Origin of the sequence: Legionella sp. 27cVA30, assembly GCF_024160945.1 — a bacterium.
Taxonomy (GTDB): Bacteria; Pseudomonadota; Gammaproteobacteria; order Legionellales; family Legionellaceae; genus Legionella_A; species Legionella_A septentrionalis.
The window spans coordinates 874,810-899,275 of record NZ_JAMYXK010000001.1 but is presented as its reverse complement, the minus strand read 5'-3'; the positions used below and the strand labels follow the sequence as shown (position 1 = coordinate 899,275).

The window sequence follows — 24,466 nt, the reverse complement described above, 5'->3', positions numbered from 1 at the left end:
AATTTGGCTGTTGGAAATAAATAAAGGCACAGCATAGATGGCACCCTGGCTTAAAACTCTCTAACCCAGACAAATTTTCCACATTTTCCTGATTGATAATATCTACTGCCCATAACCTATAGTAAAATAATGCTTTTGGCTTTAGAAATGACAAGAAAGTGGTTGTATAAAACAGTTTTTCTTTTAATATTTTTCCCGTTCCAGAGTTATAGCTGGAATGCTTTAGGGCACCGTTTAATCACTGAAATGGCGTATCAACACCTCACTTCGCACGCTAAAGAAACGTTCAATGCTTATAATCTTGCGCTAAACAAAATTTATCCTCAACGTGATTTGATTGAAGCTTCGGTATGGCTCGATAAGATGCGTTTTTATGAAGTCCACTGGTATGATAAATTGCATTATCTTAATTGGTTTTTCTCCGAAGAAAGAGTAAATAAACCGCTTAGAAATCAAGGGATTAATGCATTATGGGCCGTGCGGCAGGCAAAACGTACTTTATTGAGTTCCAAGGCTAGACCTATTGATAAAGGGCTTAGTTTACGTATTTTATTGCACGTAGTGGGTGATATACACCAACCTTTACATGTAGCCACGCGCGTTAATACTCGTTTTCCCAAAGGCGATCGGGGCGGAAATTTGGCACTTTTAGGGAAAAATCCAGTTGCCGATAATCTCCACGCTTATTGGGATAAAGGCGGCGGATTTTTAATCAAACCTCGCTATACGCAAGCAGAAGTAAAGAAACTGGCAGCAGCATTAGAAAAAGAATGGCCATGCCGTTTGGATGCGATCGATAAAAATCCCAAGCACTGGGCAAAGGAATCCTACCATGATGCCACGCATTATGCTTATGTCATTATGGATCAGCAAGTTCCTTCCAGCGAGTATCAACAGACAACGCAAAAAATAACCCGGCAAAGACTTGCTTTAGCAGGTTGCAGGTTAGCAGCCGTGTTGAATCAAATTGATGAAGACTTGAGCCAGCAAACAATAGTCAGCCGTAAAACAAAGCGCTATAAAACCAAAAGGGCTTAATAATGATAATTTGATTAAGTCTGCAGGTGAATATCAAGCCTTTTATTCTTGCCTATTTACTACCCTGGCTGATTAATGTGATATCATCACATTTTTTATATTCTTTTTCGCTAATGAAAATTAAGTTTTTTTTCCTCAGTTTATTATTCAGTTTTTCTGCAGTGGCAGCACCTCATTTCATGCCCGCCAAGCCTTCGTTCAAAACTCATTATGCAAGCAATGCTGCTGATTTATGTGCGACGGCAAAAGAAACATTAGCCTATTTAAATCGGGGAGAAGCTTATGATCCAAAGGTCATCCATGCAGGCAAAGTGTTGCGATTACCATTGCAGCGCGTAAAAGAAACGCTAATGTTTATTTGCCGGCATCAAAATAAGCTGCATGATCCAGCTTTTATTGAAAAGCATTTTGAATTTATCCGTTGGTATCCAGATATGGAGCAATGCAAACCATTGCAATCTAAAAAAACGCTGGTAGCTAATTTACCAAGCGATAAAATTTTAATGACCAAGTATTATATTCACCGTGCCAAAGCATCTGATAAACGAACGCCGCAGTATCCTTTCCCTTTGTATGCCCTTCCAGAGGATGAAGCCTTGTTGACAATCGATGAAGCCAATGCAAGGAAAGAATTGCTCCGTTTTCAATATGGTAAACAAGCTATATTAAAAGGGGCTTTACGCAACAAACCTGTTCCCGTGCTTGCCTATTTAAAACGGGATGATCTCGAAGCTGCATTAATGCAAGGCACTATAGTTGCAGATTTTGTCGGGACAAAAGCGCAGGAAAAAATTTTCAATGTTAACCGCAGCAATAATATTGCTTATGATAACGCTAAAAATCCATTCGCACAGGAGCGTTACTGGTATTTTAAAAAAGTAGATGGTATTAAAGGTTATGGTAAAGATGCCAAAGAGAAAATTACCGTCAACAGCGAAGTAACGTTTGCAGCCGATCTTGAGCAATTTGGTTTGGGCAAGCTCCTCATGGTGCAATATGCAGACAAAGCTGGGGAAGTGATAACCAGGATTGGTGTATTGGCGGATACCGGAGGCGCTTTCCAAAATAATCAATACCAAGTAGATTTTTTGGCAGGCAGTTATGCCGGGAAAGAAGCTTTTTATCGTGCTACCCAGCATTTGCCTAATTATGTTGCGGCTTATTTTATGATATTGAAACAATAACATGAAAATTTTAATCCATCTCCTATGGTTTTTCAGTTCCTGCATACATGCATTCTCATGCCACGATGCGCAGATCATTCAGCAAAAGCCCATACAATTTGATCAAGAGCGGATTGAATTGACCCGCCAATATCAATTAACTCATTATGGGATTGATTCCAAATCCATTGAAATTGAACCCAGGATCATTGTATTGCATTGGACAGGGATCCCCACGGCTGCAGCTACGTTTCGCGTGTTTAATTCACCTACCTTTCCGAAAAATTCCCCTCGTATTAAAGAACTTCCTGGCAGTTTAAATGTATCCAGCCATTTTTTGGTGGATCAAGACGGTACCATCTATCAATTAATGCCGGATAACTGGATGGCGAGGCACGTCATTGGTCTTAATTATTTTGCTATCGGTATTGAGAATGTAGGGGGGATGAATGACCAGGATGATTTAACGGACGCGCAGGTGAGAGCGAACGCATTTTTGGTATGTTATTTAAAAAAGAAATACCCAAGAATCAACTACATTATTGGCCATAGGGATTATTTGAAATTTAAGGATACTCCTTTCTGGCTGGAGCTTGATCCGGATTACCATACCGATAAGAAAGATCCGGGGCCAGTTTTTTTAGACAAAGTGATGAAGCTAGTCGACTAAATTGCTATATCACAAAATTGTTTTCCTGTTGTTCAGAATCTTGCAAAATAGCATCAATGGTCGCTATCTTACAGGTGAGATTTCTTCTAATGTCATCATAAATAGCAGCGTAGTTACTGCAATAACCCCGGATTTTTTTTGCCAAGGAAACTTTATCAATCACTGTATTTTTTTCTAGATATTCAATACCACCTCGAATGGTATGAAACAGAATTTTTTTCAGGAGCTCATGCAGTGCTGCTTGCTGCGGATATTTTGCCAGAATCTCATCGGCCAATGAAAAAATTTTATCTTGTTGTGCGGTTTTTCGGCAGCTCATGATGATTTTAAGATAAAGCTCGGTTTCATCTTTAGGGTAATGCGATGCAATAGGAAAGGAAGTGTATGAAGATAATGAACCCATGTACGCTCTGTGTGCAATGTAAAATTTATTGTTTTGCTGCAATAAATCACCAATCCGATTCAAGGCAACAGCTAGGGTAAAAGTTTTTATTTTAATGTCTTGCCGCTCTTTTTTAAAATCTTCAGAAAGATGCAAGTAAGCCATTGTAAAAGCTTGTTGTATTTCTATGAGTTCTGCTATCAATCCCTTTGGTTTGTAGGAGCTTAGCTGAATACACCCGTTTACAATAACCGTATTATATTTTCGCAAGGTTTGATTATAAGTGATTAAAGCGTCTAGCTTGTGCATCATGCTTTGCCATGCCATCTCGTCATTTCCTTGCTCAAATAGTTTTTGATAAATTGCTTTTGCATATAATTGTCCGTGAAAAGCTTGTTCATTTAATTTTTTATAAAAATTAATCAGGGAAGAGCGGTGTGATTCCAGAAACGGATTAAGCTGCAGTAGATACGTTTTTTCATAGAAATTGATAATTTCCCCATGTCGTTTTTCCAGGTTATGGATCATTAAATCAATCGATTTAAATGCCAGTTTTAATGCATTGCCATGGCGATAATCCGCTCCCATTTGCCCAGTACCGGCAATCAATACAGTGGGGAAATTCATATCTTGAAAAACAAATTTGTTTAACTCATCAGGCTCGACTTTGAATAAGCATAAGCGTGGTTTTTTTAGATATTTTTGGGGCGGCGGTAGTTCCTCATAAAAAATATCCTTATCTCCTATGCAGAAAAGAACAGTTTGTAGCCATTTTTGTGCTTTTTCTCTGAATAAATCATTTGGGCACTCCACATACATTGCAAATTTATTTTTACCAAAAGTATGGACGCGTAGTTGCGGGTAAATAAATTCTCTCCAGCCTTCCTGCTGCAAGCGTTGCATAGCCAGCACGTATTTTTTCGGTGCAATTGCCATGGGATCAAATTCCTTGATTCGCAAAGCATCTTCTTCACTCATTCTTACATAGGCAAGGAAATGTTGTTTGATGGTTACATCGGTAATGATAGTGATTTGGAAAGGGGAGGGGTGCACCAGACTATTAATTTTATGGGCCAGAATTCTTTTATAGCCTGTACAATCAAAGACATGGCTACAAGGTAAAAATTCTTGGGTTTTTTCCTCGTTTACAACACAAATTCCTTTGTTATTTCCGGTTGCAAAATCCACAAATTCTTTATTTTCGAAACGAATATTAAGCTTGAGTGCATAAGCATATAATGCCCGTTCCACATCTTTCAAATGAACATTTTTTTCAGCATTAGGTAAAACTTCCAAATTTAAACGTTCTTTTATGAGGGTTAAAATTCTACGATCAATAAGTCCTGGCCGCGTATAAATTCCGGCGCGAGGATCAAAGACAAGCACTGCAATCCCTTCTTGTGCTAATAATATGGACGTGTACAAGCCGCTTATCCCAGCTCCAATAACCACTGTATCCATTTTGACTGCATCAGGTAGAGTAAAAGATACCTTAAATTTTGTATCATCTGCACTGGTTTATCTATGCTTATGCAGTTTAATTTTCACTATCAAGCGGTTGAAACCTGATTAACTGCGCTGCATTAATCAGGTTTTAAGTGTAATTAATTAGGGTTTTTGTAATGATTCAATGACCGCACCTAAAAACCGTGTGGCTTCACCACCCGTTACAGCACGGTGATCAAAGCTTAACGACAGCGGCAGCAGGCGGTGGGCGGTAATTTTTCCATCTACGCATACGGCGCCCTGATATAATCGTCCCACGGCAAGAATAGCCACCATTGGCGGTACAATGATAGGACTTGCAAAACGTCCGGCAAATTTACCGAAATTTGACAAGGTGATGGTTGCACCCTTTAATTTATCTGCGGGTACACTGCGTTCACGTACGGATGTTTTGAAATCATTAATGATTTGACGTAATTCTTCTGCAGAATGTTTACCGGCGTCATGAATAACGGGTACAAAAAGCCCATCTTCTGTATCCATAGCCAAGCCCAAATGCACTTCTTTAAAACAACGGCGCGCACCCTGTTCTTTGTCAAACCAGGCATTTAAAGCAGGCTCTTGTTCGCTTGCATCGATAATAGCCTTAATCAAGCGCGCCGTAATGTCAGTTTGCGTTTTCCAGCACTCGATGTCAGCTTCATCAAAAATACTGACCGGCACCACTTCCTGATGGGATTGCACCATGCTATTGAGCATGGCACGCCGTACGCCGCGCAATGGTTCATAGCCATCCTTGGGTTTGGATTTTTGCTCGGCAGCGCGTTGTACATCTTCCCTGGTGATCACCCCATGTTCACCCGTTGCCGTTAAAGTGCTTAAATCAATGCCAAGTTTCTTGGCCAGCATGCGTACAGCTGGCGTGGTTTTGATGCGTTGCCTGGCAGTCTGGGAAGTGCCTATGGTGAAGTGATCTTCACTGATTTCATGGCTCTCTTCAAGATTACCGACGACAGTACCTTTATCTTTAACGACATGATCTTCCGCAGAAGCGAAAGCGACTAACGGTTCACCTGTTTTAATGACATCACCCGGTTTACCAAAAAATTTGACAATGGTTCCATCCTGGGGGCAGGGCACATCAACCACCGCTTTAGCGGTTTCCATTGAAACCAAGGGTTGATCAGCTTTTACAGTATCGCCTTCTTTTACAAACCACTCATGAATTTCAGCATCCGGTAAACCTTCACCCAAATCAGGCAAGTTAAAAATTTTCATGATGACTCCATTATGCTTAAAACACTATCCTTGATGCGGTTGACGCTTGGAATATAGTGTTTTTCCAATTGAAAGTAGGGCATGACGACATCATACCCGGTAACCCGTTGCACCGGTACCAGTAAATCAGCCAGGCAATTTTCCATAATCTGCGCAGAAATTTCTGCACCTACGCCACCTGTTTTTGCCCCTTCATGCACAATAACGCAACGACCGGTTTTTTCTACGGAAAGTAAAATGGTTTCAATATCCAAAGGTTTGAGAGAAGCCACATCAATCACTTCACAAGAGATCCCTTCTTCGCCCAATTGCTTGGCGGCTTGCAATGTTTCATGCATGCTGGCACCCCAACTGATGAGAGTGACATCTTCCCCTTCCTGTAAAGTAAAACATTTACCCAAGGGTAAAGCTTGCCCATCATCAGCTACGGGTTGTTTTACCAGGCGGTAAATACGTTTAGGCTCAAGAAAAATGACGGGATCAGGATTGCGGATTGCTGCAAGCAGCAAACCATAAGCGCGCTTGGGCGAGGAAGGGATGACTACTTGCAAGCCAGGAATATGGGCAAACAAAGCTTCTGTGCTTTCTGAGTGATGTTCAGGCGCACGAATTCCGCCGCCAAAAGGTGCACGGAATACAATAGGACAATGCAAGCGGCCGCGCGTGCGGTTGCGCATCCGCGCCGCATGAGAAATAATTTGATTCATGGCAGGATAAATAAAACCCATGAATTGAAATTCAGCTACGGGTTTTAAGCCTTGCACAGACATGCCAACTGCCAAACCCGCAATCATGGATTCTGCCAGAGGGGAGTCAAACACGCGTTTCTCGCCAAAGCGTTCTTGCAAACCAACGGTTGCTCTAAAAACACCACCGTTTTTGCCAACATCTTCACCAAATACCACAACATTTTCATCATGTGCCAGTTCATAGGCTAAAGCCTGAGTGACAGCTTCGACCAAGGTAATATCAGCCATGAGCGAATTCCTCCATTGCAATTGCTCTTTGCTCAATCAAATAATCAGGCAATTCGGCATAATGATAATCAAAAATACTGGTTATAGGTTGAGGGGGGCGATGCAAATACTCTTCAACCGCCTGTTGCACATCTTGAGCGCATTGGTTTAATAATTCTTCTTCCTGCTTTTCATCCCATAAATTTTGCGCCAGCAAAAATTGTTTAAAGCGGCGTATTGGCTCATTCAACTCAGCTTCTTTGACCTGGGTCTGTGGTTGATAGCGGGTTGCATCATCAGCTGTGGTGTGATCGCAAAGGCGATACGTGATGGCTTCAATTAAGGTTGGTCCCCCGCCGCGGCGTGCTTGTTCAATGGCATCGCCCACGGCAGTGCGCACGGCGAGCACATCGTTGCCATCCACTTGTTTTCCTGCAAATCCTCCGGCAATAGCTTTTTGGGCAATGGTCTGCGTATGAGTTTGTTTTTCAATAGGAACAGAAATGGCCCAACGATTGTTATTGACTACAAATACCACCGGTAAGTTCCATACCCCGGCTACGTTAATGGCTTCGTAAAAATCCCCTTCAGAAGTCCCGCCCTCGCCAATGCAAACGACAGCAACCCGAGGCTGCTTACGGTATTTAAATGCGAAAGCGATTCCACAGGCATGCAAGCATTGTGATGCGATGGGGACACAGATAGGCAAGTCTTCAGAATTGCACGAAAATTGGCTGCCGCGCTCGTCTCCTCCCCAATAGGCTAAAATTTCGGACATTTTTACGCCACGCTGAAATTGAGCGGCATAATCACGATAATAAGGAACTAATACATCTTCTGGTTGCATGGCGTTGCCAATAGCTGTGGAAATGGCTTCTTGCCCATTGATCGGGGCATAAGTACCCATCTTGCCGGTACGTTGCAAAGCAATGGCTTTCCTATCAAAAGTACGCGTTAAAACCATATGACGATAGAGAGCAAGCAAGGTTGATTTATCTTGCGCAAAAGAGGGCAGGGTGCCGCAAATTTCTCCTTTGGCATCGAGAATTTGCGTATAGGGTATTTCAAAGCGGGCAACAATTGTTGTCAAGGCTTATCTCCTTTAAGCTACACGTCGCCATAGAATACTCATATTTCCAGGCAAAAACCAGCGCTGCTCTAATGCAGCAATGGGCAGCTATTTTCTGTTTTAAAAGATATGTTAGCATCTGCAGGCGCTCTGACGACAAATGAATTTAGGGAAAAATATGCAACAGGAACATAAAAGTGATCTCCATTGTCATTTGAATGGAAGTTTTAGCGATGAATTCTTAGAGAAAACAGCGGTTAAAAACGGATGTTTGCAAGTATTTGCGGAGTTAATGGAAGTGAAGGAAAAATATTTTCAACTTACCAAGCAACAGCCGCAAGAGGGTTTTTCTCTCGACTCCATTAATTTAATTTGGAAACAATTTGCCCTGGTTCACAAAATTGTGCGGGATTTGGAAGACATAAAAAACGGCGTCGTCGATGTGGTTTCGCATTCAGTTAAGTATCTGGAAATTCGCACGACTCCTAAGGAAATGGGCAATGGAACCATTGAGCAGTACATTGAATCATTTGAACAAGGGTTAATTGAGGCGAACCAAGTCCATAAAAATAAAAAAGCCGTGGGTTTATTAAGTTTGGATAGAACGATACACACGGTGGAAGATGCCAGGCGCTACATTCATTATATAAAGAAAAGCCCGCATGGCGTCCTGGTCGGCCTCGATATTTCCGGTAACCCAATTGCCAAGCGTACGTTAAGCGGTAAAGACTTGGAAAAAGTGATTCAATTGGCTTTTGCCAATCAACTTCCCATTGCAATCCATATGGGGGAGTGTGATAGCGGTATTGAACGTCAGGATACAGACATTGTTTTGGCTGCCATTGAGCAATTTGCCATAAGCGAAGCGCGCTTTAAACAAGGTAATCCCTTGCATGGCAAAGTGCGCTTAGGTCACTGCATTTTTCTTTCAAAAGAACAGAAAGAGAAAATCAGGGAATTGCAAGCACCAATAGAGGTTTGCCCAACGTGCCACAGCAAATTAAATTGGCATCTTGAAAAATCAGTGCATCCGGTAACCGAGATTTATAATGACATCAGCGCTCCCATTATTCCTGGCACGGATGATGCCGGTATCTTTGGTTCTTCAGGAAAAAAAGAATTTGCAAAATGCAAATCACTTTTTTTTAACAAACATCAACTGGAAGACGATGACATCAAAAATCATCAGGCGAAGTTTCGCTTTTCCAATCCATGATAATTTAATAGATAAGCTAAATATTAAGGCTATGTATTTTATGGCATTATTGCCGCTTTACATATTAGAAATTACATGAAATCAATAACAAAAGATGAGATAAATCCTGATGCCTCGATGGGCCTTCCACTAGCGCCTTTACCTTTTTACAGGATTATAAGAAAGGAAAAGCATTCTGAGTTTCATATAACTTCTCGGGGAGAAATTTTCGCATCAGGATATAACTTATTTGGACAATTGGGAGCAGGTAGTCAAGGTAGGATAAATGGACTGCAAGAAATCAAAACAACTGCTGCAATATGCAATGTTGCCCTAGGCGCTCACCACACGATTATTTTATCCTGCAAGGGTAAATTATACGCTGCAGGAAGCAATCATTTTCATCAGCTTGGGATAGCTGGAATTGATAAAACTGGTATTTTTAAGGAAATAAAATTTTTAGCAGGCAAAAATCCAGGCGTCAAATTGATTGCAGCAGGAGTTTTCCACAATCTTGCTTTAACCATTCATAATGAATTATATGTTTGGGGCAACAATAGTCGTGGCCAATTAGGATTGGGGAATGAACAAACAATTACCACTCCTAAAAAAATATCAGCAGAAAATTTTGCTGGCGAAGAAATTGTTTCCATGGCTGCCGGACTTTCCTTTAGCGTCATACTCACCAACGCAGGTAACGTTTATACCTGTGGTGATAATAGTTCCGGGCAATTAGGACGCCCAGGAGAACCGGGTAAATTTATGCCGGTTGCGGGTTTAAAAAATATTAAAGCGATTGTGACCGGTGATTCCCATGTATTGGCTTTAACTCGTCATGGAGAACTTTTTGGCTGGGGATACAATGGTTTGCATCAGATTGATAATAGTGCAACGAAAGAATTCCTCTCACCTAAACTCATATGTAATTCGGTGGCTGCTATCTTTTGTGTGGCGGATCTATCCTTGATTTTAACTGAGAATTCACCACAAGCCTGCTTCATTAAATTGGAAAACAATCCATTTTCCATTGAATGCCGTGGAAAAATTGCAGACTTTACGAGCCAACAACTTCATGACTTAAAAGAAACTATGATTCAGCAATATGTTTATGATAAACAACAGAAATTAAACCAATTAGCAGGTGTTAAACAAAGTTCTTCATACACGGATATCAAGTTTTTCTTTGGCTATCGAAAAAAAGGCAAAATTTCCTTGGATGAAGAAAAATCTTCTACCTACAGCCAATTGATCCCTAAGGGCTTTTAATTCACAGGGTAGCGCAGGTGTTTAATACTGTCGCCCTGATTTATTTGGAGTTCTTTCCATTTATTGCAAATTTGTGCCAGTCAATGGCACTTACGCGAATCAAAGTAAGTTTATCTATTTGTTGCAGTGCTCAGGGAAATTCCAAGGGGCAGGAGGTGCATAAAACTCAGCCCTAAAAAGGTTGGAAATTTGAAAATAGCTCATTATCTTTTTCTGCCGCATTATCCAAACTCCTTTCAGGAAGAGGCAGCTTCTCGCAAGCGGTTTTAAGGGCCTTTATTTGTTCCTCTAGACGCTTTAATTTTTTGATTTGTACTGGAGCTGCTTTTATCTGCTTTTCAGCAGTGCCCATTGCCTGCGAAAGATGGTCGAATTGTTTTTTTTGGGTTACCAATTTTTCCTGCAGTGATTTTATCGAGTGTTCAAAGGAAATTTTGGTTGACTCATAGACTTCCTCAGCAACACATTTTGCCTGTGCGGCAGTAATAAATTTTTGCGGAATAAAGAAAAGTACAAGCGACTTTAGAAAATCTGGATTTTTATCGGCTATAAATTTTTCAAAAGAAGTGGGTACAGCAGGAGACACCAGGTTCTTTAGTTCGCTCTTTACTAATGATATTTCTTTCTCAATTGCCGTGAACGATTGTTGTTTTTTATTTTTTTTAAGTTCTAGCTGACGTTTATTGTTTTCATTTTCAGGAATAGCGTTGTTAATTTTCTCTATTTCTTCGGGGATAATTGCCAGTGCTTCCCCTGCGGCTGCCATAAGCTGACTGATGTCGTCATCATTTTCCGCTTTATGATGCGAAACTTTTTCTGCCTGACTCATTAACGGATTTAGCGTTTCTGGAAAATGACTTTTCCCCTCCAGCTCTAATATGGCATTTACTGCGCTTTTGATTTCATTTCTGATTAATTTTATTTCTTGTTGTTTTTGAGCATATCTTAATTGTATGTCATGCAATGAAAACATTATCATCTCACAAAATAATCCTATTATTTAATTTTAGATCATTTTGTTTCTTTATTTTGCTCTCAAATAAATACGATGTAGTTGCACAGCGGTTACTGCATGATTGCCATAGCGTTTGCCTATTTAAACAGGACGAATGCATGCATTAAAGACATTGGGCTTTAGATGGCCTAGCGATGTTGTTTCAACAGTTTCTTGAGTTCCGGCCAGGAGCGGGTGTTGAGTACATTTTCCTTTTCTAACCAGCCTCGCCGTGCTTGATCAATTCCAAGCTGCATAAAATTAAGTTCCCGCGTACTGTGCGCATCACTGGAAATAGCTAGTTTCACTCCTTTTTCTTTTGCTTTTTTACAATATTCATCATGAATATCCAAACGAAAAGGCTGTGCATTTAACTCGATAAAACAATGGTTATCAAGGGCTGCCTGTAATATGCGATCCATATCTATGGCATAAGGCGGGCGTGAGCGGATTAGCCTTCCCGTTGCATGCCCCAAAATATTAAAATAAGGATTTTCCATAGCTCGTAAAATGCGCTCAGTTTGTTTTTTTTCATCAATTCTGAATTTGGAATGAATGGAACAGACAATGATATCCAATTCTTTTAAAATATCATTGGATAAGTCCAGGGTGCCATCTTCCAGAATATCCACCTCAATGGATTTTAAAACCAAAAAACCATTTAATTTTGCGTTTAATTTATCAATTTGCTTTATTTGTTCTAGCAAACGTTTTTCATCCATGCCATTGGTAATGGCTAATCGTTTGGAGTGATCAGTGATAGCCAGGTATTCATATCCCTGCGCTAAAGCGGCATTTACCATGGTTTCCAAGGTATTCCGACCGTCTGTTTCAGTGGTATGGGAATGTAAATCGCCTTTAATATCCTGTAATTCAATTAATTCAGGCAAGCGGTTTTGTTGCGCCGCTTTAATCTCGCCCCTGTCTTCACGTAACTCTGGTTCAATGAATGCCAACCCGAGCCTGGCATACAGTTCATGTTCGGATGATAGGGGGATAAATTCCTCATTCCGATATAATCCCGCCTCCTTAATTTCCTCATTTTTTTCACAGGCAATTTTTTGTAATTGCTTTAGATGTTTTTCAGTGCCGGTATGCCAGAGAAGGGAAGCAGCAAAGCATGAGTGATGGATAAAATAAATATCAACCGGGACGCCATTCCACAAGCTTGCCCGCACATGGTTTTCGTCCATGGAAAATACAGAATTAAGCATGGGTAATTCATGACAGAGTGTGCTTGCCAGAGCTTCGTTTTCTGTTTGTACCAAAACAATTAAATGCTCAATTAATTCACGTTTTCGGCGAAATTCTCCGCTGCATTCTACGCGTTGTATGCCATCCGCCTGTTGCAGTTTGTTAATGAGTTCTTTAACAATTGGCAGTGCATGATATAAGCGAATGAACTTACCCTTAGGTTTGCATGCCAAAATGGCTTCTTTAATTTGTTCTGTGAAAGCCGGTGTAAATTCAGTAATGACATGAGACTTGAGAGCTTCCAATAATGTTTTTCTAGTATGAATGCCATATTTTTCGGTGAGCAGCTTTATTTTGTTCGTGCCTAGTCCCTGGATGTTTGCTAATTCATTGATTTTCCTTTGGGGAGTTTGCATCCAAGCAGGAAGTTTATTGGTTTTTACAATTTCTTCGATGGCTGCAGCAATACTTTTGCCAATAGAAGGAAGGGTGGTTAAATCAAAATTTTCCTCAAGTAACAAATAAATATTCCTATCTAGATTCTCAATTACACGCGCCGCACGGGAAAAGGCACGAGCGCGGTAGGGATTGTCACCATAAGCTCGCAATTTTTCTGCTTGCTCATAAAGCAAAGCGGCGATGGCATGGTTATTTTTTTCCATAAGCGAGTCAATAAAATTAACTTCTTTTTTAGCATAGACCAATTTTTTCTTGCTGTTTTTGTGAAGAATGCGGACAAAATTGCAGCAGCCGGTTGCTGTTAACTTAAAAATTTTATGCTCATATTTAAGCCACTGAATTATTTTGTATTTTTTTAAAAAAAAGAAAAATTGAATAAAAAAGCAGCTAAATACTTGCAAGGTATAAAATTTAAATGATCAAAAAGATCATATAAAGATCACAAAAGACTTTAAATAGTCAATCGATCAATTATAATGCAGGTTAAAAAATTATAATTGTGAGTCTTTATTATGCATATGCCGCCTGCAAAAAAACAACGCAGAGAGGCGCCTCAAATCCAAGTATCTCCACAAGAGATATGGGCTTCGCCACAAGTACCAGATTTTATTTTTGATTCCGAATCCGTTCCTGCATCAAACGCAACTCCTGGTTCTGAGCATGAGCCTCGTGGCCATAAAAGAGGGCGCGCTGAAAGAGATTTGTTTGTTGACACGGATTTAGAGATGGAACATGCAACTTATCCTGCAGCATGTTCTACACCACCTCAGTTAGTTGCCAATACTACACCTCACCCTCCACAACGGATGGATGAGACTTTGGCAATAGAAGCTGAAAAAAAGAGGGCTAAACACTCCGCCAGACTTATCTTTCGAAGAAGGAAAGGGAATTTTTTCACTGAACAAGAAATTGAAGCTTTTACAAAGCAACTTACCAGTCCTTTATTTGCAAAAGAGTGGGAAGCTTCCTATCGCAAGCTAATTTCTAATCACACTGGAAGCTTTGCAGACGTGCCCCAAAAAGTTAATAAAAATAGTGCCCTTCGTCAAAAGGGTTATCGTTCAGGAAGAGATGGAAAAAACAGGGGGGTAAAGGAGAAGACTGCAGCACAGTTAGAAACATTAAAAAAGACAAAAGGTGAGGACTGGGTTTTAGGATATATTGACGGTTGGAACAGCATAAAATTGGCAAAGAAAGATGCTGACTACAGGCGAGGGAAGAAAGCTGGTAGAGGTGCTGGCTTGGTCCACACTAAATTTGATAGAGAAAAGTTGCTGGAAAAGCATAAGGAGTACTGGTTAAAAGGCTATCTTGAAGGTTATAAAGAAACGAGTAGCAAGACGACTTCTAAAGAGGCCCACTACAACCGGGGCAAAAGATCAGGGGCTTTGGCAGCCAATTATGAATGGGCGTTTTCGGAAAAAAATTTGGTTGATAAATATGGCCGGGATTTTTTTGATGGTTTTCGTGCCAGCTATGCGGCAAAGTTGCCCTTATCTAGTGAAAGCAGGGAATATAACCGAGGCTTTAAATCAGGTTATATTGCAAGCCGTCTGGGGTGTGGAATTTCTGAAAAGCGATTGGCCAAACGAGATGCTAAGTATGGCGAAGGATACAAAGAGGGATATAAATTGGGTGAGCAAAATTTTGCCGGACAGCAATCTGTTAATTTGGCAAAATATAATGGCGTACGCGCCGCATTAGCAGGATTTAAACGCCCGAATGAAGCTCATTTTAAAGCCCAAAAGAAAGATGCCGATTATCAAAAGCATTATTTAGAAAGTTATGATGAGGCAATAAAACGTTTTGGGGTTGTCGATCATAAAACTCTTACTTATTACCGGGTGGAAGATTGTGTAGTCGTTTCATTTTATAGTTCTCAATTAGAGCAAGACAGTGAGGAAAAAAAACTTGCCTGCAAAAAGGCAGAGTTTCTCCATAAAAATTTAAAAAAACTTTATGAAAAAACCATTCTCAAGGAAGAAGCTGATGAGTTGCAAATGCGGGTGCGAGGGGCTTTGCTTGTCATCGACAATTATCAAGTGCTTGAAGAGGAATTAGGATTTATCTCTTTGGAACAGTTAGCAGATTTACCCGCAGAAGATATGGCATATTACAGACAAATAATAAAAGAGCCCATTGCTGCCTTGATGGAGGATAATGTCGAAGCCGCGAATAATGACAGCGCTATCTTTTTGGAAATAGAGGAGAGTAGCGTTGCTTCCTTAAACTTGGAAGATGGAATAATTGATATTTTTGAAACGGATGAATTTTTTGAGAATGACGATCAGCCAGAAGCCCTCGAAACTACAAATTTTGCGCCTGAAGAGTCGGACGAAGAAAACATTTCGAATGAAGATGATTTATTTGCTGCTGCAAATGTCTCCAGCATGGGGTTTTTTTCTCAAAAACAACAGCCAAAAGATGTGGGGTTTAGTAGCAATTTAGGTCACGTCTCTAATCAGTACTAAATTAAAAAGCAGACATTTCGGCAGGAGCTAATTTGTAGTTGATGGAAGAGGCGCTCACATTCGTGAGTGCCTCTCTAAACGTTAGATTCATTCAGCCACGTCTCGTTTTTTCTGCCCGGTATAAAGCTGACGAGGTCTGCCAATTTTAGATTTATTTGCAGCCATTTCCATCCAATGAGACATCCAGCCCACGGTACGGGCTAATGCAAAAATTACCGTGAACATATTGGTGGGGATGCCGATGGCACTTAAGGTAATGCCTGAATAAAAATCCACATTGGGGTAGAGTTTTTTCTCGATAAAATAATCGTCTTCAAGAGCGATGCGTTCCAATTCCATAGCCAGTTTGAATAATGGTTCATTATGCGCGTCTACTGCTTCCAACACTTTATGGCAGGTTTCACGCATTACCTTAGCGCGCGGATCATAACTCTTGTACACGCGATGTCCAAAGCCCATCAAGCGGAATGGATCATCTTTGTCTTTGGCGCGCTTAATGTATTCATTAATGCGTTTTACATCACCAATTTCCTTTAGCATGTTAAGGCAAGCTTCATTGGCTCCGCCATGCGCAGGCCCCCACAATGCCCCAATGCCAGCAGAGATACAGGCAAATGGGTTGGCACCGGTAGAGCCGGCCAAGCGCACGGTAGACGTGGACGCATTTTGTTCATGGTCAGCATGTAAAGTGAAAATGGTGTCCATCGCTTTAACCAGGACAGGATTAGGGATAATTTCCTCGCTGGGGACACCGAACATCATATGTAAAAAATTCTCTGCATAAGACATCTTGTTCTGCGGGTACATATAAGGCTGGCCAATTGAGTATTTGTAACTCATGGCGGCCATCGTAGGAACTTTTGCGATTAAACGTACAGCGGCGATATAGCGATCGTTTTGATTATTCAAATCCATTGATTCATGGTAAAAAGCAGACAAAGCGCCAACCATACCTACCATGATTGCCATGGGGTGGGCATCGCGGCGGAAGCCGTTTAAAAATTGGTACATTTGCTGATGCACCATGGTGTGATTATTCACCAGATTATTAAATTTTGTTTTTTCTTCAGCGCCAGGAAGCTCACCATTTAACAATAAATAACAAACATCCAGAAAATCTTTTTTCTCGGCTAATTGTTCAATCGGATAACCACGGTATAAAAGAACACCCTTGTCACCATCAATGTAGGTAATTTTTGATTCACAAGATGCCGTGGACATAAAGCCCTGGTCATAAGTAAAAACACCGTGGGAGCCAAGCGTGTTAATGTCAATCACATCGTTGCCTAATGTAGGGCTATAAATGGGCAACTCGATTGGTTCTTGCCCTGGTAACGTTAATTGGGCAGTTTTTTTTGTCATATGGACTCCTGTTGGTTAAGAGCTTGTTAACAAGTGTAGCCACTGTACGCAAAAAGTAGTTAACAAGTGCTATAGGCTCAATGTGTTCTACGGCAAGTTCGGAGCGTTCAGCATGAGCATGCATGCTTTGAAATCACCTTGGCAAGAATACATTTTTATAATAGCGTATACGGTCTCTTGCGTTTGTGCGCAGAACTATATAAAAATGACAAGCCTCAGTCAAATTTAAGGTTTCAAAAAAACTACAACCTTTACATTTCTTGCCGGATAGATAGGGATTTTATGATTAAAGCTGCTGAATTACCGTTAAACAAGCGCGGCGCTGTTTACCATTTGGATTTGTTGCCGGAAGAAATTGGCGACTTGATCATTACTGTAGGCGACCCTGCTCGGGTAGAAGAAATCAGCCGCCATTTTGACCGCGTGGAGGTGAAGCGCGCTCATCGAGAATTTGTCACGCATACGGGCACCATCGGCCCGCAGCGGTTGAGTGTTATTTCTACAGGAATCGGCATTCCTAACATCGACATTGTCATGAATGAGCTCGATGCGCTTGTCAATGTGGATTTAACAAATCGCATGCCATGCGCGGAAGCAAAATCATTAACCATCATCCGCTTGGGTACTACTGGGGGCTTGCAAGAAACCTGCAAGCCTGGTGATGTAATTTTAAGCCGGTTTGCCATCGGCTTTGATACGTTGCTTAATTATTATCAGGGCGAATTGAGCGAACATTCCAAAATTGAAAAAGCGTTGAAGCTTCATATGGAGGGAGAAAGCGGGCCTTTTTATTTGGTTGAAGCAGACACGTCTTTGCTACACCATTTTAAGAATATGGGAAGTGTAGGCATTACAGCGACCTGCGGCGGATTTTATGGGCCACAAGGGCGAAGGCTGCGTATTCCCTTATTTTACCCGGCTTTTTTAGATAAGCTCGCAGCATTTGCTTATTCTAATTATCAAGTACTTAATTTTGAGATGGAAACGGCTGGAATTTTAGGTTTGGGACGTTTGCTGGGACATCATTGTTTATCCATCAGTGTAATTATTGCCAATCGTGTGACCGGTGTATTTGCGAGTGACATTAAAGCAACCGTAGAAGAATTTATTGAAAAGGCTTTGAGCCATTTCGAAGGTCTATCTCGCAATGAAGTTTTAGGCGTCCGGCAAGAGGTACTATAAATTTAACCATTGGTAGAGGAGCCTTTGAGGGAGTTGTTTGCCAACTGCGGCTGAGCTAATTCAGCCACTTTAGGCGCAAGGTCTTGTTTAAAGTCATTGAGCTTAAGCTTGGGCGTACTGAAGAAGGTACCAGTAAATCCACGTTGGCTGCCTACCTCGATTACAATGGCAGGAAGAACAAGGATGGCCGCTAAAATTCCAAGAATGCCTCTTAGGATTGGATTCAGTGCAAACCAACCGCTATGCTTTTCTTTAAATGATCGGGCGGTTAGTTTACATTGGTTCACGAATTCAACAACCGATATAGTGCGTTTTTTAAAAAAATCATCAGCTGCCGTAGATAGCTGCTTCGTAAAATTCTCTACGATTTGCGCACCATGTTGGTTCCCATCCTGAATTAAAAGATTTTTATACTCATTTAACTGCAAAAACAACTCATTGAATTCTTTTTCAATGTCTCTGGGCCTTCGATTTTGCTGTTGAACCAGGGATGGTTTTTTCACAACCAGAAGTTTTCCTTGAAAGCCACTGCCAGCTTCTGGATGCAGGGATTTTTTAATTTGGCCCGAAGCATTTTGGGGATTTGTGTAAATTTTTTCATATTTTATCTGCTTTAGCTGCGGGTTTTTTTTAACCGAAACATAGTATTCAGGCTCTCTTTCCGGTAGCAATTGCATGGTGGAGGCATAAAATTCTTCTATCTTGCAAGTGTGCTGTTTTCCCCAGTGAATAAAGTAAAGTTCTTGCTTATCAAGATTAATTCCATTAATCACCGCTGCATGTTCATATTCTCCGCCAAATTGACCCGGTTTACTGGTGTACCGATTCACGTCAAAAAACGCAATGACAAGATTGCCGCTGCTTAAGTTTGCAGCGATGCGTTCCTTGAATAAATTAATATTATTTTTAAAATTAATTACTTCGGCATCATATCCCAAATAATGGCCACAAATTTTCTGCAGTTGCTTGATTTCCAGTAATTCGCCTTGTACTGAGCCCACAGTTTTTGCAAGCTTTCGTACAGAATGGTTGTATTTTTTTATCCCAAATACAGGCACAGGCGTATAGCCGAATAAATCGCCATAATATTTGTCCACTGTGGCAATGGCTGTGGGCTTGCACGTGTGGCCATGCTGTTCGATAGGATTTACTGGAATAAATAGCTTTGTCATGACAATAAAAAGGACATCTTGATCATTTGTTTATTATATTACAGAAATATTAAGAAATAATTAAGAAGACTGTTAACTAGGAGAAAGAAGACTTTGGGAGTAGCCGGTGAGGGTCATCTTTAGGCAATTCACTGTCCTCTCGTATACTATCGTGATATTCTATTCCGCTATATCAATTAAATTGATTGTATGAGGATAAGTCTTAATTATGGTTTCCGCCAAAGAAGTCACACCGGTCAATATTGAAGATGAATTAAAGCAATCTTATCTTGATTATGCAATGAGTGTTATTGTTGGGCGTGCTCTGCCTGATGTGCGTGATGGGTTAAAGCCGGTACATCGGCGTGTGCTCTTTGCCATGAGCGAATTGGGGAATGATTGGAATAAGCCTTACAAAAAATCCGCAAGGGTAGTAGGGGATGTGATCGGTAAATACCACCCGCATGGCGACACAGCAGTCTACGACACCATCGTGCGTATGGCGCAGCCTTTTTCCATGCGCTACATGTTAGTGGATGGTCAGGGTAACTTCGGCTCGGTGGATGGTGATGCACCAGCAGCCATGCGATATACCGAAGTCAGGATGTCTAAGCTGGCTCATGCTCTTTTGGCTGATCTTGATAAAGAAACCGTTGATTTTAGTCCCAACTATGACGAAACTGAATTTGCGCCGGTAGTATTGCCGGCCCGTATCCCTAATTTATTGGTAAATGGTTCATCCGGGATTGCGGTAGGAATGGCGACCAATATCCCCCCCCATAACCTCACTGAAATTTTGGATGCGTGTGTGGCCTTGGTGGATAGACCTGAAACCGACATCGATGAATTAATGACAATCGTCCCAGGGCCGGATTTCCCAACGGCTGCCATCATCAATGGCCGGGCAGGCATTGTGCAAGCTTATCGTACAGGGCGGGGCCGCATCTTAATCCGCGCTCGTACCGAAATTGAAACGGATGCGCAGACGGGACGGCAAGCCATCATCATCACGGAATTGCCTTATCAAGTGAATAAGGCACGGCTGGTTGAGCGTATTGCCGAACTGGTACGGGAAAAACGATTGGAAGGCATTTCAGGTCTGCGTGATGAGTCTGATAAGCAAGGCATGCGGGTAGTGATTGAGCTCAAGCGCGGCGAAATTGCAGAAGTCATGATCAACAATTTATATGCGCATACTCAAATGCAGAATGTGTATGGCATTAACATGGTGGCACTGGTTGATGGACAACCTAAGACGCTTAATCTTAAACAAATCCTTGAGTATTTTATCAAACATCGCCGTGAAGTAGTCACGCGCCGTTCATTATTTGAATTAAAGAAAGCACGCAACCGGGCGCATTTATTGGAAGGATTGGGGATTGCTTTAGCGAATATTGACGAGATGATTGATTTAATTAAAAAATCACCCACCCCGCAAGATGCCAAAGAAGCCTTGTTGGGCAGAGCATGGCAGCCTGGCATGGTAACCGCGATGCTTGAAAAAACAGGAACCTTTGGTTCGCGTCCTGACGATTTACCGGCGCATTTTGGCCTTACGCAAGAGGGATATTACCTATCACCACAACAAGCACAAGCTATTTTGGAACTTAGGTTACATCGCCTGACTGCTCTTGAACAAGACAAAATTCTAAAGGAATTTGAAGAATTATTAGAAGTCATTAGAGAATTGCTGGAAATCCTTTCTTCGCCGGAACGCTTGATGCAGGTCATTCGCGATGAATTACTCGAAATGAAAGCTCAATTTGGTGATGCAAGGCGTACGGAAATTATTGCTTCTCAGGAAGATATCACCATAGAAGATTTGATTACGGAAGAAGATGTAGTCGTGACTCTTTCTCACCAGGGATACGTCAAATATCAGCCTCTTTCCGCATATCAAGCGCAACGGCGCGGCGGCAAAGGCAAATCAGCTACCAACGTGAAAGAAGAAGATTTTGTTGAACGTTTAGTCATTGCCAATACGCATGACACCTTATTATGTTTTTCCAATCATGGGAAATTGTATTGGTTAAAAGCTTATGAACTACCTTTAGCCAGCCGTATTTCGCGTGGCAAACCTATTATTAACATTTTGCCTTTGGCTGAAAATGAAGCCATTAACGCCATTCTGCCAGTACGTGAATATAAAGAAGAATATTATGTCTTCATGGCGACTAAAAATGGAACGGTGAAAAAAGTGCCGTTAAACGCATTTAGCCGTCCGCGTACCAATGGAATCATTGCAGTTGATTTGGATGAAGACGACCGTTTGATAGGCGTTGATATTACCGATGGTCATAAAGAAATCATGTTGTTTAGCGATGCAGGTAAGGTCATCCGTTTTGATGAAAATCTGGTACGGCCAATGGGGAGAACAGCACGTGGCGTTCGCGGTATCCGCATGGGAGAGGAGCAATCTTTAATTTCCCTGGTCGTAGTAAATCCTGAGGGTGGCACCATTCTAACGGCAACGGAATTTGGTTACGGTAAACGTACCGAAATAGTGGAATATCGGATAACCGGCCGCGGTGGACAAGGAGTTATTTCCATTCAAGTGAATGAGCGAAATGGCAAGGTCGTGCGTGCCCTACAAGTTGCTGAAAATGATGAAGCCATGTTAATCACCGATAAAGGTACTTTGGTACGATTTAAAGTGAATGAGCTTTCTATTATCGGTCGTAATACTCAGGGCGTTCGCTTAATTAATCTCTCCGCAGGTGAGCGCGTCGTAGGCATGCAGCGCATAGAAGAAATAGAAGAAATTGACGAGGCTCTAGATGAAGGACATGAAAACGAGAGCCTATAATTTTGGGGCAGGTCCTGCCACACTCCCGGAATCCATTCTTGCCGAGGCTCAGGCTGAGCTTTTAAATTGGCAAGATTTGGGTTTGTCCATTCTGGAGATTGGACACCGGACACCTGAATTTATCTCACTGCTGGAGCAGGCGGAAGCGGACTTGCGCTTGTTGCTGGCAATACCGAAACATTATCATGTTTTATTTTTAAGCGGGGCTGCCCGTACCCAATTTGCCATGATTCCTATGAATTTTTTGGCAAAAGGGGAGCGCGCGGGTTACCTGGTTTCCGGTATTTGGTCTGAATTGGCATTTAAAGAAGCGCAAAAACTGGCGGATGTTTACTGCCTTGCGAGCTCCAAAGACCAGGAATATAAAACGGTGCCGAATGCAGTGGATTACCCGGTAGATGCCAATACCCGCTATATATATTACACACCCAATGAAACCATCAATGGTGTGCGTTATCCGCAAGTGCCGCAAGTGTCGGTGCCGCTAATTGCGGATATGACTTCCTGCTTATTAAGCGAACCGATTAATGTAACTGATTTTGGCTTAATTTTTGCAGGGGCGCAGAAAAATATCTCCATTGCAGGATTAACGGTAGTGATAGTGCGCCATGATTTATTGAATTTAATAAGTCATGCGTCCATTCCCACCATGTTGGATTATCGCACACATGCACAGTATAAATCCTTATATGCTACCCCGCCTGTGTTTAATTGTTATATTGCAGCAAAAATGTTTGCGTGGGTTAAAAAGCAAGGTGGGGTTAGTACGCTTTATCAACAAAATTGCCAAAAAGCTGCAAAACTATACACTTACATCGATCACTCTGAATTTTATAATTGTCCAGTGGCCAAGGAAGCCCGTTCGCTGATGAATGTTTGCTTTTCATTGCCCACACAGGAATTGGAAGAAAAATTCATTATGCGTGCGGCCGAGCAAGGTTTGCTTGCACTGCGGGGACATCGGGCGGTCGGCGGCTTACGCGCTAGTTTGTATAATGCAATGCCGATGGATGGGGTGGAGGCGCTGATTGGTTTTATGCAAGATTTCGCAGAGGAATATCATTCATGAATGGGTATCATTTTATTAGTCATCCGGTCTCATCCCTGAAAGGTGATATCACGATTCCGGGGGATAAATCCATTTCCCATCGCGCCATCATGTTGGGCGCTATTGCCAAAGGCATTACTACCATAAGTGGTTTTCTGGAAAGTGGAGATTGCCTGGCAACGCTCCGCGCGTTTCAAGCGATGGGCGTGAGGATAGAAGGCCCAGTATCCCAACGCGTGGTGATCCATGGTGTAGGAAAGTATGGCTTGCGCAAACCGGCAGCCGTGATCGATTGCGGAAATTCAGGGACGACGATGCGGCTTTTAGCAGGAATACTCGCCGCACAGCCATTTGACAGCGAATTAACCGGCGATGAAAGTTTACTAAAACGCCCGATGGAGCGAATTGCCCGCCCATTGATTAAAATGGGGGCTGTCATCAATACTACGAGTGGTCGCCCGCCCATCTCAATTCAGGGGGGACAAACCCTGCAAGGTATCAACTATGAAATGCCTGAGGCAAGTGCGCAAGTTAAATCATGCCTACTATTAGCAGGAATGTATGCACAGGGCGAAACGCAAGTGATAGAACCTGGGTTAACCCGTGATCATACGGAGCGTATGCTGACGGCTTTTTCTTATCCTATTCAAAAACAAGATAATGCAATCATCATTAATTCAGCCAGTGAGTGCCAGGGCACTGACGTCATGGTGCCTGGAGATATTTCATCGGCTGCTTTTTTCATTGTTGCTGCCACGCTTATTCCTGGGGCTGAATTATTCATCCGCAATGTGGGCATTAACCCGACCAGGACAGGTATTATGCAAATCTTACAATTAATGGGCGCTGACATCAGCCTCAGTAATAAACGTTTATGCGGTGAAGAATTGGTCGCAGATCTTTATGTAAGGCACGCGCCTTTGGAAGGAATTGATATTCCTGCCGCCATGGTTCCCATAGCAATTGATGAATTCCCAGTTATTTTCATAGCCGCGGCTTGTGCAAAAGGGCAGACTTTGTTGCACGGTGCCCGTGAGTTGCGGTGCAAGGAAAGCGATCGCATTGCTGCAATGGCCAATGGTTTGCAACAGCTAGGAATTGAAGCGCAACCTCTGGAGGATGGCATATTTATTAAAGGTGGTCATTTACAAGGTGGCGAAGTCGACAGCTGCCATGATCATCGTATTGCCATGGCATTTGCCATTGCTGGCGCAATAGCCAATGCCCCGGTTAAGATTTTAAATTGTGCAAATGTAGCTACTTCTTTCCCAACTTTCGTATCGATTGCCAATAAAACAAACATGCAAATAGAAGAAACGACTATATAGGGGATTTA

18 protein-coding genes are annotated in these 24,466 nt (G+C 41.8%); 10 read left to right on the top strand and 8 right to left on the bottom strand.

Annotated features, from left to right (window positions below; all coding sequences use genetic code 11):
- Nucleotides 1-147 precede the first annotated feature (147 nt).
- The 3 genes from NKV53_RS04030 to NKV53_RS04020 all read left to right on the top strand — a co-directional run bounded on the left by NKV53_RS04030 (nt 148) and on the right by NKV53_RS04020 (nt 2,871).
- Nucleotides 148-1,038 (top strand): S1/P1 nuclease, encoded by an 891-nt coding sequence (locus NKV53_RS04030; protein WP_158614965.1) that lies wholly within the window; start codon nt 148-150, stop codon nt 1,036-1,038.
- A 113-nt stretch (nt 1,039-1,151) separates the two neighbouring features.
- Nucleotides 1,152-2,222, top strand: a complete 1,071-nt coding sequence (locus NKV53_RS04025; protein WP_126953491.1) for an MltA domain-containing protein — start codon at nt 1,152-1,154, stop codon at nt 2,220-2,222.
- A gap of 1 nt (nt 2,223) precedes the next feature.
- The gene (locus NKV53_RS04020; protein ID WP_126953492.1) at nt 2,224-2,871 is read left to right on the top strand and encodes a peptidoglycan recognition family protein; all 648 of its coding nucleotides are present in this window, start codon (nt 2,224-2,226) and stop codon (nt 2,869-2,871) included.
- A gap of 4 nt (nt 2,872-2,875) precedes the next feature.
- Here NKV53_RS04020 and NKV53_RS04015 read toward each other — a convergent pair whose 3' ends face one another.
- The 4 genes from NKV53_RS04015 to pdhA all read right to left on the bottom strand — a co-directional run bounded on the left by NKV53_RS04015 (nt 2,876) and on the right by pdhA (nt 8,023).
- Entirely contained in the window at nt 2,876-4,714 is a 1,839-nt protein-coding gene (locus NKV53_RS04015) for an NAD(P)/FAD-dependent oxidoreductase (RefSeq protein WP_253350711.1), read from the bottom strand.
- A 147-nt stretch (nt 4,715-4,861) separates the two neighbouring features.
- Nucleotides 4,862-5,977, bottom strand: a complete 1,116-nt coding sequence (locus NKV53_RS04010; protein WP_253350709.1) for a dihydrolipoamide acetyltransferase family protein — start codon at nt 5,975-5,977, stop codon at nt 4,862-4,864.
- A complete protein-coding gene (locus tag NKV53_RS04005) occupies nt 5,974-6,954 on the bottom strand; it encodes an alpha-ketoacid dehydrogenase subunit beta (protein WP_126953495.1) in 981 nt (326 codons plus the stop codon). Before NKV53_RS04005 ends, NKV53_RS04010 begins: the two co-directional genes overlap by 4 nt.
- Nucleotides 6,947-8,023, bottom strand: coding sequence for a pyruvate dehydrogenase (acetyl-transferring) E1 component subunit alpha (pdhA, locus tag NKV53_RS04000; RefSeq protein ID WP_126953496.1), 1,077 nt, complete (start codon nt 8,021-8,023; stop codon nt 6,947-6,949). Before pdhA ends, NKV53_RS04005 begins: the two co-directional genes overlap by 8 nt.
- A gap of 157 nt (nt 8,024-8,180) precedes the next feature.
- On the opposite strand from pdhA, the gene NKV53_RS03995 reads away from it, so the two are divergent.
- Together NKV53_RS03995 and NKV53_RS03990 are read left to right on the top strand one after the other, a co-directional pair.
- Nucleotides 8,181-9,218: a hypothetical protein gene (locus NKV53_RS03995; protein WP_158615169.1), complete on the top strand. Its 1,038-nt coding sequence runs from the start codon at nt 8,181-8,183 to the stop codon at nt 9,216-9,218.
- Nucleotides 9,219-9,293: 75 nt separating this feature from the next.
- Nucleotides 9,294-10,463 (top strand): hypothetical protein, encoded by a 1,170-nt coding sequence (locus NKV53_RS03990; protein WP_127057304.1) that lies wholly within the window; start codon nt 9,294-9,296, stop codon nt 10,461-10,463.
- 172 nt (nt 10,464-10,635) lie between these two features.
- On the opposite strand, the gene NKV53_RS03985 is transcribed toward NKV53_RS03990, so the two are convergent.
- Both NKV53_RS03985 and polX read right to left on the bottom strand, forming a co-directional pair.
- The gene (locus tag NKV53_RS03985) at nt 10,636-11,436 is read right to left on the bottom strand and encodes a hypothetical protein (protein WP_253350707.1); all 801 of its coding nucleotides are present in this window, start codon (nt 11,434-11,436) and stop codon (nt 10,636-10,638) included.
- Nucleotides 11,437-11,606: 170 nt separating this feature from the next.
- The gene (gene polX / locus NKV53_RS03980) at nt 11,607-13,313 is read right to left on the bottom strand and encodes a DNA polymerase/3'-5' exonuclease PolX (protein WP_127032569.1); all 1,707 of its coding nucleotides are present in this window, start codon (nt 13,311-13,313) and stop codon (nt 11,607-11,609) included.
- A gap of 315 nt (nt 13,314-13,628) precedes the next feature.
- Between polX and NKV53_RS03975 the strand changes: the two genes are divergently transcribed.
- Nucleotides 13,629-15,581 (top strand): hypothetical protein, encoded by a 1,953-nt coding sequence (locus NKV53_RS03975; RefSeq protein WP_233588846.1) that lies wholly within the window; start codon nt 13,629-13,631, stop codon nt 15,579-15,581.
- Between the two features lie 87 nt (nt 15,582-15,668).
- Here the strand turns inward: NKV53_RS03975 and gltA are convergent, their stop codons facing one another.
- Nucleotides 15,669-16,943, bottom strand: coding sequence for a citrate synthase (gltA, locus tag NKV53_RS03970; protein ID WP_126953502.1), 1,275 nt, complete (start codon nt 16,941-16,943; stop codon nt 15,669-15,671).
- Between the two features lie 282 nt (nt 16,944-17,225).
- Here gltA and NKV53_RS03965 point away from each other — a divergent pair, with 282 nt between their 5' ends.
- A complete protein-coding gene (locus tag NKV53_RS03965; RefSeq protein WP_126953503.1) occupies nt 17,226-18,125 on the top strand; it encodes a nucleoside phosphorylase in 900 nt (299 codons plus the stop codon).
- A gap of 2 nt (nt 18,126-18,127) precedes the next feature.
- On the opposite strand, the gene NKV53_RS03960 is transcribed toward NKV53_RS03965, so the two are convergent.
- Entirely contained in the window at nt 18,128-19,297 is a 1,170-nt protein-coding gene (locus NKV53_RS03960; protein ID WP_127057307.1) for a hypothetical protein, read from the bottom strand.
- Between the two features lie 205 nt (nt 19,298-19,502).
- Here NKV53_RS03960 and gyrA point away from each other — a divergent pair, with 205 nt between their 5' ends.
- The 3 genes from gyrA to aroA are packed head-to-tail and all read left to right on the top strand — an operon-like array spanning nt 19,503 to nt 24,458.
- Nucleotides 19,503-22,082, top strand: a complete 2,580-nt coding sequence (gene gyrA, locus NKV53_RS03955) for a DNA gyrase subunit A (protein ID WP_199737747.1) — start codon at nt 19,503-19,505, stop codon at nt 22,080-22,082.
- Nucleotides 22,063-23,151: a 3-phosphoserine/phosphohydroxythreonine transaminase gene (serC, locus tag NKV53_RS03950; protein WP_126953506.1), complete on the top strand. Its 1,089-nt coding sequence runs from the start codon at nt 22,063-22,065 to the stop codon at nt 23,149-23,151. The genes gyrA and serC overlap by 20 nt, the downstream gene beginning before the upstream one ends.
- Nucleotides 23,148-24,458, top strand: a complete 1,311-nt coding sequence (aroA, locus tag NKV53_RS03945; protein ID WP_126953507.1) for a 3-phosphoshikimate 1-carboxyvinyltransferase — start codon at nt 23,148-23,150, stop codon at nt 24,456-24,458. The genes serC and aroA overlap by 4 nt, the downstream gene beginning before the upstream one ends.
- The last annotated feature ends 8 nt before the right edge of the window (nt 24,459-24,466 follow it).

Coding starts and splice junctions, on each gene's coding strand:
- NKV53_RS04030 (WP_158614965.1), top strand. CDS start 148: ATGACAAGAAAGTGGTTGTATAAAACAGTTTTTCTTTTAATATTTTTC.
- NKV53_RS04025 (WP_126953491.1), top strand. CDS start 1,152: ATGAAAATTAAGTTTTTTTTCCTCAGTTTATTATTCAGTTTTTCTGCA.
- NKV53_RS04020 (WP_126953492.1), top strand. CDS start 2,224: ATGAAAATTTTAATCCATCTCCTATGGTTTTTCAGTTCCTGCATACAT.
- NKV53_RS04015 (WP_253350711.1), bottom strand. CDS start 4,714: ATGGATACAGTGGTTATTGGAGCTGGGATAAGCGGCTTGTACACGTCC.
- NKV53_RS04010 (WP_253350709.1), bottom strand. CDS start 5,977: ATGAAAATTTTTAACTTGCCTGATTTGGGTGAAGGTTTACCGGATGCT.
- NKV53_RS04005 (WP_126953495.1), bottom strand. CDS start 6,954: ATGGCTGATATTACCTTGGTCGAAGCTGTCACTCAGGCTTTAGCCTAT.
- NKV53_RS03995 (WP_158615169.1), top strand. CDS start 8,181: ATGCAACAGGAACATAAAAGTGATCTCCATTGTCATTTGAATGGAAGT.
- NKV53_RS03990 (WP_127057304.1), top strand. CDS start 9,294: ATGAAATCAATAACAAAAGATGAGATAAATCCTGATGCCTCGATGGGC.
- NKV53_RS03985 (WP_253350707.1), bottom strand. CDS start 11,436: ATGTTTTCATTGCATGACATACAATTAAGATATGCTCAAAAACAACAA.
- polX (WP_127032569.1), bottom strand. CDS start 13,313: ATGGAAAAAAATAACCATGCCATCGCCGCTTTGCTTTATGAGCAAGCA.
- NKV53_RS03975 (WP_233588846.1), top strand. CDS start 13,629: ATGCCGCCTGCAAAAAAACAACGCAGAGAGGCGCCTCAAATCCAAGTA.
- gltA (WP_126953502.1), bottom strand. CDS start 16,943: ATGACAAAAAAAACTGCCCAATTAACGTTACCAGGGCAAGAACCAATC.
- NKV53_RS03965 (WP_126953503.1), top strand. CDS start 17,226: ATGATTAAAGCTGCTGAATTACCGTTAAACAAGCGCGGCGCTGTTTAC.
- NKV53_RS03960 (WP_127057307.1), bottom strand. CDS start 19,297: ATGACAAAGCTATTTATTCCAGTAAATCCTATCGAACAGCATGGCCAC.
- serC (WP_126953506.1), top strand. CDS start 22,063: ATGAAAACGAGAGCCTATAATTTTGGGGCAGGTCCTGCCACACTCCCG.
- aroA (WP_126953507.1), top strand. CDS start 23,148: ATGAATGGGTATCATTTTATTAGTCATCCGGTCTCATCCCTGAAAGGT.